The sequence below is a fragment of the Pseudomonas sp. P5_152 genome, from assembly GCF_033989915.1.
GTDB lineage: Bacteria > Pseudomonadota > Gammaproteobacteria > Pseudomonadales > Pseudomonadaceae > Aquipseudomonas.
In genome coordinates this window covers 5,778,714-5,792,315 of record NZ_JASFAH010000002.1, presented here as the reverse complement: position 1 = coordinate 5,792,315, position 13,602 = coordinate 5,778,714, and the positions used below count along the sequence as shown (strand labels likewise).

2 protein-coding genes (1 of these 2 cut by a window edge) are annotated in these 13,602 nt (G+C 67.3%); both read right to left on the bottom strand.

Annotation, left to right across the window (positions count from 1 at the left end; translation table 11 throughout):
- A protein-coding gene (locus QMK50_RS26505; RefSeq protein WP_320334428.1) for a non-ribosomal peptide synthetase crosses the window boundary here: on the bottom strand, positions 1–10,558 show its 5' portion. It extends 350 nt beyond the left edge of the window; 10,558 of the gene's 10,908 nt are visible here — the first part of the coding sequence; its start codon is at positions 10,556–10,558; its stop codon lies off the left edge, out of view.
- On the bottom strand, positions 10,555–13,602 hold the full coding sequence (locus tag QMK50_RS26500; protein ID WP_320334427.1) for an amino acid adenylation domain-containing protein: 3,048 nt from the start codon (positions 13,600–13,602) through the stop codon (positions 10,555–10,557). The genes QMK50_RS26505 and QMK50_RS26500 overlap by 4 nt, the downstream gene beginning before the upstream one ends.

Genomic DNA, 13,602 nt, shown 5'->3' with positions numbered 1-13,602 from the left:
GCTTGCCATTGGGGGTTTGCGGCATCCGCGCCAGCACCACGATCTGCGCCGGCACCATGTAATCCGGCAGTGCCGCTTGCAGGAGCTGCTTGAGCAGTGCCGCCAGCCCAGGCGCCGCATCCGCTTCGACGTAGCCCACCAGCACGCTCCCGGCAGGTCCTGGACGCGCCACCACAGCGGCTTCGCGCACGCCCTGGAAGCGGCGCAGGCAGGCTTCGATCTCACCGAGTTCGATGCGGTAGCCGCGGATCTTCACCTGCTGGTCGATGCGCCCCAGGTACTCCAGCGCCGCGCCGCGCCAGCGCACCAGGTCGCCCGTGCGGTACAAACGCTCGCCAGCAGCGCCGAAGGGCGCCGCGATGAAACGCTCGGCCGTCAGGCCCGGACGACGGTGATACCCACGGGCCAGGCCGACGCCACCGATGTACAGTTCACCGGCCACGCCTTCGGCCGCTGGCTCCAGGCTTTCGTCGAGAACATGCAAGGCGGTGCCAGCGATGGCTTCACCGAGCAGCACTTGCGGTGCATCACGGTCCAGGCGCATGCGCGCCGACCAGATGGTGGTCTCGGTCGGGCCATAGAGGTTCCACAACTCACCGACCACAGTCTGCAGGCGTGCCGCCAGATCGCTGGCCAAGGCCTCGCCGCCGCACAACGCGCGCACCCCATTCAGGGCGCTGAACTGCGGATGCTCACTGAGCATCCGCCAAGTCGACGGTGTGGCTTGCACGCAGCCGACGCCCTGGTCGGCGATGTACTGCAGCAAGCGGCCGGCGTCGCGGGCCAGCAGCCGATCGGCCATCACCACGCTAGCGCCCGACACCAGTGGCAGGTAAAGCTCCAGCGCCGCGATATCAAAGGACAGTGAAGTCAGCGCCAGGACCTTTTCGCCGATTGCCAGGCCCGGTGCCTGGGCCATGCTCGACAGGAAGTTGGCCAGTGCCCCGTGGTGCACGGCGACACCCTTGGGCAGCCCGGTGGAGCCCGAGGTATAGATGATGTAGGCCAGTTGCTGCGGGTCGATGCTCGGCAGGCCTGGCGAGGTCGGCTCGGCAGCCGGCAAGTCCAGTTGGTCGAGGCACCAGCGCTGCTGGCCGGGGGTGGCCGGCGGCAGTTGCTCGAGCAACGCACTGTCGGTCAACACCCAGCGCGCCTGACTGTCATCGAGCATGTGGCGCAGGCGCTCAGCCGGGAATTCCGGGTCCAGCGGCACGTAGGCAGCGCCGGCCTTGAGCACGGCGAGCAAGGTTACCAGCAACTGGGCTCGACGCTCCAGGCACACCCCGACCAACGTCGCCGGCCCCACACCATGGGCCAGCAGGTGCTGGGCCAGGCGCGTGGAGGCCTGATCGAGGCTGGCATAGTCGAGCGTTTCGGCGGCGTCGCTGACCGCCGGCAAAGACGGCGTGCGCCGCGCTTGCTCGGCGAACAGCGTCGGCAGGCTCAGCCCCTCCGCCAGCGCCGGGGTTTGCCGAGCGCGGTCGATGGCTCGCTCACGGGCTTCTGGCGTAAGCATCGCCAGCTCGCCGAGGCAGCGCTGTGGATCCCCCGGCAGCGCGCGCAGCAACTCACCCAGGTGCCCCGCCAGTTGTGCCAGGAATTCCTCGCTGAATGCCTCGCCACGGGCCGCGAAGGCCAACTGCAGTTGCTCACCCGGGTTGACGGTGAGGGTCAGCGGATAGTGGCTGGACTCGCGCTGGTGCACCCCAGCGATGCCTAGCCGCTGGATCGCACGGCTGCGCAGGGCAGCGTCCACCGGGTAGTTCTCGAACACCAGCAAGCTGTCGAACAGTGACTGGCCGGCACTTCCCGCCCAGCGCTGCACCTCGTACAACGGCACATGCGCCTGCTCTTGCAACTGCAAGGTCTCGCCCTGCAACTGCAAGAGCCAGTCAGCCAACGGCTGCTGGACCAGCGGCTCAGCGATCAGCGGCAAGGTATTGATGAACAGCCCAAGCATCTCGGCACTGCCGGCCAGATCGGCCGGACGCCCCGACAGCGTGACGCCGCAGCACACCACGCGCTGGCCACTGTGGCGTTGCAGGAGCAGCAGCCAGGCAGCTTGCACCAGGGTATTGAGGGTGACCCGCTGGCGGCGGGCAAAATCCTTCAGGCGGTCGGTCGCCTGGACCTCCAGATTGAACTCCAGCAGGTGCTGCGACGCCGGCGCGGTCGCGGTCGCGGTCCCGGCGAGCAAGGTCGGCGCATCGAGTGTCGCGGTGCGGGCCTTCCAGAATGCTTCGCCACGCAGCGGATCCTGGCGCTGCAGCCAGTCGATGTAGTCGCCATAACGGCCGGCCTGGGCGCCAGTGTCTTCACCGACATACAGACCCAGCCATTGCTCGATCATCCGCGCACTGCTCCAGCCATCGAGCAGCAGATGGTGGTACGTCCACACCAGGCGGGAGCGATTGGCGTCCAGGCGCAATACCTGGACCCGCTGCAACACCGGCACGTCAAAGCTGAATGCCACGCCACGCTGTTGCTCGGCGAACTCCGCCAGGGCCTCTGGGCTAACATCGCGGCCGCGCCAGTCGTGCTCTTCCCAGGCCTCTGGGACCTGCTGGTAAACCAGTTGCAGCGTTTGATCCAGGCCATCCCAGGCAAAGGCGGTGCGCAGGATCGGATGGCGCGCGATCAGTTGTTGCCAGGCCTGGCGCAAGCGCTGGGGATCGAGGTCATCGACGTCGAATGCCAGTTGGTTGACGTAGACGCCGGCGGTGGTGTCGCTCAGGCCATGGAACAGCAAGCCTTGCTGCATCGGCGACAGGGGGTAGGCATCTGCCAGTGCCGCGCGGCTGACCGGCAACCGCGCCCAGGCGGCGTCATCCAGCAACCCCAGACCAGTGCCACCGGCGAGCGGTGGTGCCGCCTGCGGCAGCAGATGCCCGGCGACCAAGGCCAGGCGGCGTACCGTCTGTTGCTCGAACAGGTCACGCGGGGCCAGCGTCAGGCCGGCTTCACGGGCCCGCGCCACCACTTGCACCGAGACGATCGAGTCGCCGCCCAGCTCGAAGAAGTTGTCCTCGGCACTGACCTGCGCCACGTTCAGCACGCTTTGCCAGATCGCGGCCAGCAGGGTTTCTACCGCGCCTTGCGGCGCCACGTGCACGCGGGTTTCCAGCTCCGGCTCCGGCAGGGCCTTGCGATCGAGCTTGCGGTTCGGCGTCTGCGGCATGCGCTCCAGACGCATCAGTCGCGCCGGCACCATGTAGTCCGGGAGTTGCGCTTGCAGGCGCTCACGCAACCGGCCCAACAGGGCATCGTCGGGCTCGGCCACCACGTAACCCATCAACTGGTTGTGCCGTGCGACCACCGCCGCTTCGCGCACTCCGGGCTCTGCCAGCAGGCAGGCTTCGATTTCGCCCAGCTCGATGCGGAACCCACGGATCTTCACCTGCTGGTCGATCCGTCCCAGGTATTCCAGCGCACCATCGGCGCGGCGGCGCACCAGGTCGCCAGTGCGGTACAGCCGCGCGCCGTCGCCAAATGGGTCGGCGACAAAACGCTCGGCCGTGAGTGCCGGCCGGGCGTGGTAACCCCGTGCCAGGCCTTCGCCGCCGATGTACAGCTCACCGGCCACGCCTGGCGGCAACGGCTCAAGGTCATCATCGAGGACGTGCAGCGCGGTGTTGGCCAGGGCTTCGCCGAGCAACACCTGCGGGTGTTCGGCGTCCAGCCGGTAACGTGCCGACCACACCGTGGTCTCGGTCGGGCCATACAGGTTCCACAAACCACCGGCGACCGCGCTCAGGCTGCGCGCCAGATCGGCCGGCAAGGCTTCGCCACCGCACAGCACCTGGCGGCCGGCCAGGGCCGGCAGGCTCGGATGCTCGGCGAGCATGCGCCAGGTCGAAGGCGTGGCCTGGATCGCGGTCACTTGCTGTTGTTCGATCTGCGCCCACAGGCGCTGCGGATCACGGGCGGTGTCGCGATCCACCAACACCACGCCGGCGCCACTGACCAGCGGCAAATACAGCTCCAGTACCGCGATGTCGAACGACAGCGAGGTCAGGGCCAGCAATCGACCGTTCTGCTCCAGCCCCGGCGCCTGGGCCATGCTCGCCAGGAAGTTGCCCAGCCCGGCACGGCGCACGGCCACGCCCTTGGGTTTGCCGGTAGAGCCAGAGGTGTAGATCACGTAGGCCAAGTGCTCGCCGCCGGCCAACGGAGTTGGGTTGCTGTCGCGGCCTTGCTCCTCCAGTTGATCCAGCCACCAGCACTCGGCGACCGTGCCCAGCGCCTGCAACGCGGGCTGCAACGCGGTCTCGCTGAGCAACAGCGCAGCGCCGCTGTCATCGAGCATGTGCCGCAAGCGTTCGGCCGGGAACTCAGGGTCCAGCGGCACGTAGGCGCCGCCGGCCTTGAGCACGGCCAGCAAGGCCACCAGGAGCTGCGGCCCGCGTTCCAGGCACACGCCCACCAACACATCCGGACCCACGCCCGCGGCTTGCAGGCGGTGAGCCAAGCGATTGGCCTGGCGATTCAGTTCGGCGTAGCTCAGGCACAGATCTGCCTGGCGCAGCGCAATCGTCTGCGGCACACGGGCGGCCTGGCGCTCGAATTGTTGCACCAGGTCAAAATCGGTTACCCCGTGGTCGCGGGCAGCGCCGGCAGCCAATACCGCTGCCCGTTCGCTGGCGCCCAGCAACGGCAGTTGCCCCAAACGCAGGCTGGCGTCCTCGCTGATCGCCAGCAACAGCTGCTGCAGGTGGCCGTCGAGGCGCTCGATCGCCGCGCTATCGAAGCGGGCACGGTCATAGCTGTAGCAGAACGCCAACGAGTCGCCCTGGTTGACCAGCAGCATCAGTGGGTAATTGCCCTGCTCGCGGCTGAGCAGATTGGAGAACCGTGGGCCGTCGCCCTGGCCACTCAACAACGCGCTGTCGAGCGGGTAGTTCTCGAACACCAGGATCTGCTCGAACAGGCTCTGCCCGCCCTGCCCGGCCCAGCGTTGAATGTCATACAGCGCCGAGTGTTCATGCTCGCGCACCGCCAGGCCCAAAGCCTGGACGTGGTCCAGCCATTGGCCGACGGTGAGCTGTGGGTGCGGGCTGGCAACCACCGGCAAGGTATTGATGAACAGCCCCAGTTGCTGCTCGATCCCCGGCAACTCGGCCGGACGCCCGGCGACGGTGGCGCCGAAGGCCACGCACGCCTGGCCGGTGTAGCGCTGCAGCAGCAACAGCCAGGCAGCCTGCAGCAGACTGCTGAGGGTGACCTTGCGCTGGCGGGCGAATTGGCGCAGCCGCTCGCTGGTCGCGCTGGACAGCTGCGAGCGATGCTCGGCGGTGCCTTGCCCGGGATTTTCCAGGGCAATAGCCGCCGCCAGCGAGGTGGGCGACTGCAGCGGCGCCAACTGCTCGCGCCAGAAGCGCTCGCTGGCGGCCGCAGGGTTGCCGGCCAACCAGGCAATATAGTCACGATAGCGCCCCACAGGGGTCGGCAGCGCTTGCCCGGCATAGCGCTGCATCACCTCGGCGAACAACTGGGCCTGGCTCCAACCGTCGAGCAGCAAGTGATGGCAGGTCCAGATCAAGTGATGCCGGTCGGTGCCGGTCTGCACCAGCAGCAGCCGCATCAAGGGTGGACGCAGCAGGTCGAAGGGACGGCGCTCGGCCTCGGCGAGGGCTTCGATATCACCCGCCTCGGCCTCGCTCCAGTCCAGCGCGACAGCACCCATGATGACCTGCAACGGTACCCCGCTCGCCGGACTGACAAATCCACTGCGCAGCACGCCATGGCTGTCCAGGGACGCTTGCCAGGCGGCACGCAGACTCTGCGGATCGAGGCCTTCGGCATCCATGCGCACCTGGTTGATGTAGCTGCCATCGCCCGGTTGATACAGGCTGTGGAACAGCATGCCGTGCTGCATCGGCGACAGCGGGTAGAGGTCTTCAACCTGGCTCAGCGGCAGCGCCAGGGCATCCAGTTGCGCTTGGTCAAGGGTCGCCAAGGGGAAGTCCGACGGCGTCGCACCGCCGACGCCTGGCGTCAGGCAATGGGCGACCAGCGCCAACAGTTCGGCCTCATACAGTGCCACCAGTTCGGCCAGCCGCGCCGCGTCGAGTTGCTGTGGGCTGAAGGTCCAGGCCAACTGCAGGCGACCGTCGTTCACCCCGCCGTCGATCGACAGCCAATTGGACAACGGCGCCGCCGGGTCCAGGCTGTCTGCGCAAGGCTCCGTCGCACGGCGCAGCAGGCCAGCGTCAAAGCTGGTATCGAACTGGCCCAGATAGTTGAAGGTGATGCGCGGCACCGGCCGCGCCGCCAACTGCGCCCGCACCTGCGCGGGTGCCAACTGTTGCAGCAAGCCGAAGCCCAGCCCGCCGTCCGGCACCCGACGCAGTTGTTCCTTGGTGGCCTTGAGCGATTGGCCCAGGTCAGCGCCGGCCTGGAGCCGCACAGGATAGGTAGAAGTGAACCAGCCGACGGTCCGACTCAGGTCCAGGTTAGCCAGATGTTCCTCGCGGCCATGGCTTTCCAGCTCTACCAACAGTTCGCCCTGTTCGCTCCAGCGCCACCAGGCCCGGGCCAGGGCACACAGCAGCAGGTCGTTGACCTGGGTGCGATAGGCCGCCGGGGCATCGCGCAGCAGTTGGCGGGTCTGGGTCTGGTCCAACTCCAAGGTCAGCGTCACGGCCTCACTGACCGCGGCCGGGCCAGCGTGGCGCGCCCCCGGGAAGCTGGCCGCAACCTCGCCCAGTTGCGCCAGCCACCAGGGCATTTGCGCCAGCACCTCGCTGTGCTGCGCGCGCTGCGCCAGAAAACCCGTCCACTCACCGAAGGCATGGCTGCGCCGCGGCAACGCCGCAGTGCTATCGGCCAGCAATTGCTGCAGGTCTTCGAGCAGGATGCGCCAGGAAACGCCGTCCACGACCAGGTGATGAATCGCCAGGAACAGGCGCTGGCCAGCGCCTTTCAGGTCGATCAACACGGCCCGTAACAGTGGACCGTGCGTCAGGTCCAGGCTGCGTTGCGCCTGGTTGACGAGCAGCGCCAGGGCGTCGGCATCCGCCGCCTCGCGGCTCCAGACCTCGACCCCGGTGGGCGCCGCGTAGGCGCCATGCCAGGTGCCCGCAGGCTCCTGGTGCCAACGCAGGTTCAAGGCATCGTGATGAGCGACCTGGGTAGTGAGCGCCTGTTCCAGTTGCGCCACCGCCAGCGGCGTTGCCACGGTCAGCAGCAACGACTGGTTCCAGTGCTGACGCTGGACCATGGGCGTGGCGAAGAACCTTTGTTGCACTGGCGTCAGGGCGATAACGCCCGGCACCGGGCGTGCAGCACCTTCGCGTTGCTGGCCCAGCGCCGTGGCCACCTGCGCCAGTTGGCGCAAGGTCTGGTGGCGGAACAGATCCCGCGGACCGACCTGCCAACCGGCCAACCGGGCGCGGCTGGCGACCTGGATGGCGATGATGGAGTCGCCACCGAGTTCGAAAAAATTATCCTGGGCGTCGATCTCATCGACACCCAGCAACTGGCTCCAGATCGTCGCCAGCGCCTGCTCCACCGGCCCTTGTGGCGCGTCCAGGGTGCGGACCTTGCGCACCGGTTCCGGCAAGGCCTTGCGGTCGAGCTTGCCGTTGGCGCTCAAGGGCATCTGCGTCAACACGATGATCTGCGCCGGCACCATGTACTCCGGCAGTGCTTCACCCAAGCGCAGACGCAGGGCGTCTGCCAGGCCGTCGTCGGCAGCCGCGACCACATAGCCGAGCAATTGCTTGCTGCCGGCTGTCGCTTGCGCCACTACCACCACCGCTTCGCTGACCGCTGGGTGTTCCAGCAGACGCGCCTGGATCTCCCCCAGCTCGATGCGCAAGCCACGGATTTTTACCTGATGGTCGATACGTCCCAGGTATTCGATCGCACCATCGTCACGCCAGCGCGCCAGGTCACCGGTACGGTACAGCCGGCTGCCCTGGCCGAACGGATCGGCGATAAAACGCTCGGCAGTCAGCCCGGGACGTCCCAGGTAACCCCGAGCCAAGCCAACACCGCCGATGTACAGCTCGCCCGGCACACCTTTGGCCACCGGCAACAATTGTCCATCGAGCACGTACAGGCGCAGGTTGGCGATCGGCCGGCCAATAGGCACGCTGTGCAGGCCCGGGGTGTCATGGCAAGCCCAATGGCTGACGTCGATGGCCGCCTCGGTGGGGCCATAAAGGTTGTGCAGGCCGGCGTTGCTCTGCGCCAGGAAGCGCTGCTGCAGATCCACGGGCAAGGCTTCGCCGCTGCACATCACCAGGCGCAAGCGCGGACAGTCGGCCAGGGACTCAGAGGCCAGGTAGGCTTGCAGCATGGACGGCACGAAGTGCAGGACGCTGATGCCGTGCCCGGCGATGATCGCCTTGAGCTCGGCCGGATCGCGATGGGCGCCGGGAGCCGCCATGACCAGGGTCGCGCCGGTCATCAGCGGCCAGAAGAACTCCCACACCGAGACGTCGAAACCAAACGGCGTCTTTTGCAGCACCCGGTCGTGCTGATCGAGGGCAAAAGTGGCCTGCATCCATTGCAGGCGATTGCACAGCGCGGCGTGACTGTTGCCCGCCCCTTTTGGCCGGCCGGTGGTGCCGGAGGTGTAGATGCTATAGGCGAGCTGATCGGGGTGATTGAGCAGGTCCGGGTCATCCACCGGGTACTCGGCAAACAGCGCAGCGTCGCGGTCCAGGCACAGCACCTGGCGATCGCTGGCTGGCAGGCGCGCCAGCAGATGCTCCTGGGTCAGCAGCAGTTTGGCGCCGCTGTCCTCAAGCATGTAGGCGAGGCGCTGGTCAGGCTGGTCCGGCTCCAGCGGCAAGTAGGCAGCGCCGGCCTTGAGCACGGCGAGCAGACCGACCACCATCTCCAGCGAACGCTCGGCGAACACCCCGACCAAATGCTCCGGGCCGACGCCGCGCGAGCGCAGGTAATGCGCCAGGCGGTTGGCGGCAGCGTTGAGTTCGCCGTAGCTAAGTTGCCGATCGCCGACGATCAGCGCCGTAGCCTCGGGTGTAGCGAGCGCCTGCGCCTGCAGCAACACCTGCAGGCATTGCGGCTGAGCGTAATCGACCGCGGTGGCGTTCCAGCCATCCAGCACCTGCTGGCGCTCATCGGCGTCAAGCAGCGTGAGGTCGCCGATCGCCGCGTCAGGACGCTCGGCGCAGTCGTGCAACAGACGCAGGAAATGCCCGCGCATGCGCTCGATCCGCGCGGCATCGAACAGGTCGGTGGCATAGGTGAAGGCACCACTGAGCACGCCATTGGCGTCTTCCTCGGTATCGAGGCTGAGGTCGAACTTGGCCATCTGCGGCGTAGCCACCTGCAGCCGGGCCTGCAAGCCGGGCATGCCGGAGAGTTCGGCAGTGCTGCGCTGCTCGTGATTGAACATCACCTGGAACAGCGGGTTGCGGCTCAGGCTGCGCTCTACACCGAGGGCGTCCACCAGTTCCTCGAACGGCAGGTCCTGGCAGTCCTGGGCGGCGATGACCGTCTGCCGGACCGCGTCGAGCACGGAGCGGAACGCCAGGCGCGGCTGCAGTTCGCTGCGCAACACCTGGGTATTGACGAAAAAGCCGATCAGCCCCTGGACTTCCTGGCGCTGACGGTTGGCCACCGGTACCCCCACCAGCAGTTCCTGTTGCGCCGTATAACGGTGCAGCAGGACCTTGAAGGCGGCCAGCAACAGCATGAACACGCTGCAACCACTGGCAGCGGCCAGCGCCTTGAGGCGCGCGCTCAGTGCCGGTTCCAGTTCAAAGCCCAGGCTCGCGCCGCGAAAGCTCATTTGCGCCGGTCGCGCATGATCGGCCGGCAGTTCGAGGATCGGCGGACGCTCGCCCAGGGTCTGGCGCCAATAGGCCAGTTGGCGCTCGCCCTCGCCGGCTTCCAGCCAATTGCGTTGCCACAGCGCGTAGTCGGCATATTGCACTGGCAAATCCGCCAACTGCGGGGCCTGCCCCTGCAGGTAGGCGGCATAGCCCTGCGCGAGTTCGCCGAGCAGGATCTGCATTGACCAGCCATCGGAAACGATGTGGTGCAACGCCAGCAACAAGGCGTGACGCTGCTCGCCCAAACGTACCAGGGTGAACTGCAGCAACGGCCCTTGATAGAGGTCAAACGCTTGCCCGGCAGCGTCTTGCAAAGCCGTGGCCAGGGCCGCATCAGGATCGGCCATGGCGCGCAGATCGAGGACTGGCCAGGCCTGCGCTACGGGGGCCTGGATCACTTGCGACAGCTCGCCATCAACCTCGGCAAAGCGGGTGCGCAGGATTTCATGGCGGGCGACCAGGCTGTGGAGCGCCGCCTGCAATGCCGCCTCGTCCAGCTCACCTTGCAGGTGCAGCACGCCTGCCTGGTTATAGGCGGCCGACTCCCGGTCCAGTTGCCAAAGAGTCCACAAGCGACGCTGCGCATAGGACGCCGCCAGTGCTGAAGCATTGTCCGGGCGCGGTGGAATCGGCAGGCTTTCAATGCTCATGCCCTGGGACTTGAGCTTCTCACCCAGCTGGCGACGCGCGGCCGGGTCGAGTTCGGCGAAGCGCCGGGCCAGGGCGAGCAAACGATCGGCGACAGTCATGGTGCCTCCACTTCGGCAAACAGATTTTCCAGCGCATCCAGGTCATTGCCGGGGGCTTGTTGCAATTGGGCGACCTTGGCGCTGAAACGCTCGAGGGTTTCGCCCTCGAAGAACAGCCGTAACGGCAGTTCGATGCCCAGTTGTTCCGCCAGGCGCGCGCGCAAGCGGGTGGCCAGCAGCGAGTGACCGCCGAGGGCGAAGAAGTTGTCTTGCAGGCCGACCCGCTCAACCCCCAGCGCGTCCTGCCAGACACCAGCGAGGATGCGTTGCAGTTCAGTCTGCGGTGCCTGGTAGGCCTGCTCGACGACGGCTTCGGCCGACAGTGCACGGCGGTCTACCTTGCCGTTGGGCATCAACGGCAGGCGTTCCAGTTGGTGCACAGCGCTCGGAATCAGGTGCGCCGGCAGCCGCTGTGCCAGTTGGGCAAGCAGGCGCTCGGCAAGCGGTTCCTCGGCGCCCTGTACGCGGGCCACCACAAACGCCAGCAATTGCGCGCCACTGGCCGTTTCACGAACCACCACCGCCGCCTCGCTGACCCCTGCACAACCCGCCAGCACGGCTTCCACTTCGCCGGGCTCGATGCGGAACCCGCGAATCTTCACCTGGGCGTCGATTCGCCCAAGGAACTCCAACTGGCCGTCGGTGCGCCAGCGCGCCAGGTCGCCGGTGCAATAGCCCCGACTGCCATCGGCAAGCGTCGGGTAGCGTTCAGCGGTCAGTGCCGGGCGATCCAGGTAGCCACGGGTGACCCCCGGCCCTGCGACATACAGCTGGCCAATCTGACCGATCGGCACGGGCTCCAGCTGGGCGTCCAGCAACAGCATGCGCATTCCCGGCGCCGGGCGGCCGATGGTCACCGGCCCCAGGTCGGCGTTCCAGGCGCTGCACCAGACGCTGCCTTCGGTCGGCCCGTACTCGTTGCTCAACAAGGTGTCGGGCAGTCGCTGGGAATGCCGCGCGACCAAGGCCGGCGTGCACGCCTCGCCGGCGACCACCACCACGCGCAGGCGCTGCTCGCCCAGGTGTTCCAGCACTTCGCCGTGCAGGCCGGGCAATGCCAGGTAGTGGGAAATCCGCTGTTCACCCAGCAGTTGCGCTATGGCCCGCGGGTCCTTGGCTTGCCCGGGTGTGGGCAGGTGCAGGCAGCCACCCTGGCCCAGGGTCCAGAAAAGCCCGGCGACGGAACTGTCGAACGACAACGACGAGAGCAAGAGGAACGACTCCACTGGTGCCTGGTAGTGGACGAAACGTGCCAGGGTCGAGGCCAGGGCGTTGGCATGGCTGACGGCAACGCCCTTGGGCGTGCCGGTGGAGCCAGAGGTATAGATGACATAGGCCAGGTCATCGCCGCTCACCGTCACTGGCACAGGTGCGTCCGGCCCCTGCCAGATGACCGAGTCCGATGCCAGGGACAGCACCGCCAGCCCGGCTGGCAGGCGCAGTTCGCTGTCGAGGGGGTCCAGGGTCAGCAGGCACGACGCGCCGGCATCGGCGAGCATGAAGCTCAGGCGCTCGGCCGGGTAGTCCGGGTCCAGCGGCAGATAGGTGCCACCGGCCTTGAGGATCCCCAGCATCGCCACCAGGGCGGACAGTGAACGCCGTGCATACACCCCGACGATCCGCTCACGCCCCACGCCCACGGCCTGTAAGGCATGGGCGAGTTGGTTGGCACGCTGCTCCAGCGTGGCGTAATCGAGGGTCTCGTCGCCTTGGCGCGCCGCCAGTTGGTTGTGCTTGCGCGCAACTTGCGCCTCGAACAGACGGTGCAACAGCCCCGGCGATGCCAGGGGCATGTCCGGGCCCAGTTCGAAGGCGGCGATGCGCGCCCGCTCCGCGGCGCCCAGCAGGCTGACCTGGGCCAGGCGCTGCTCGAGATCGGTCAGCGCATAACCGGCAAAGACGCCGAACTGCTCCAGCCACAGCGCCGCCACCGCGGGTTCGAAGCGCTCGGCGGCATGTTCCAGGCGCAGCATCCGGCCTTCCCGGCCCAGGCTCAGCAATGGCAATTCATAGGCATCGAGCTCCACCTCGACGCCCGCCACCTGCCGACACTCAGCGCTGAAGCCAAAGCCGCCGTCGCTGTCGAGCCCGGCCACGGCACCTTCATCCAGGCATTCCAGCCACGATCGGGCCTCGTCCAGGCGCCCACGCAGATCCTCCAGCGTACGCGCCAGGCTGGCATCGGCGGCATACACCAGGTTGATCGGCAGGCGACGCTCGAAGCGGCCGAGGATTCCTTGCACCTGCTCGTTGCGCCCCTCCAGGGTCACTGTCAGGTTTACCTGTGGCTGCTCGGTCAAGCGACACAGGAAACCACCCCAGAGGCACAACAGCAGATCGTCGGCCGGCATGCCCAGGGCTGCGGCGCGCTGGTCCAAGGCCTGCAGCAATTCGTCTGCAGGCACCCGCAACGGCTCGACCCGGCTGGCCTGCACGTCTCGTTCGAACGGCAACGGCCCGCGTGGCAACGCTGTCTGTTGCACCCCGCGCCAATAGCTCGCGCCTTGCGCACCGAGGTCGGCAGCCACCAGTTCACCTTGCCAGGTGGCGTAGTCAATGTACTGCAGGGCCTCGTCATCGGCGGCCGGCAAGTGGCTGCTGTAGCCTTGTCGCAGCTCCTCGGCCAATTGCTGCAAGGCTTGGGCATCGACGCTGGCCAGGGACGCACCCAGCACCACCACGAAGCCATTGGCATCGCTGGCCTCTTGCACCACGGCGGCGGCGAACGCGACCTGCTCCAAGGCACGGCGCACCACCTCATCGGCTTCCCCCGCCAGCGCCGAATACAACGGCGACCGAACCTCCTGCGCCACCGCCTGCACCGGGCGGCGCAAGCCGTCGATGCGCAGGTAGCGAGTCCGCAGGACTTCGTGGCGCTGTTGCAGCTCATCGAGCACGGCCTGCAGCCGTGACGGCTGGCAAACGCCAGCGATAGACACACGGACCAAGGCGTTCAACGGCCGACCGAGACGGTCCTGGCGGCTGAGCACGGCGCCTTGCTGTGCGCAAAGAGGGAAAGCTTCTGGGTGGGCAGGCAGTTGCAT

Excerpts from the sequence above, each read along its gene's own strand:
- QMK50_RS26500 (WP_320334427.1), bottom strand. The coding sequence starts at position 13,602 with ATGCAACTGCCTGCCCACCCAGAAGCTTTCCCTCTTTGCGCACAGCAA.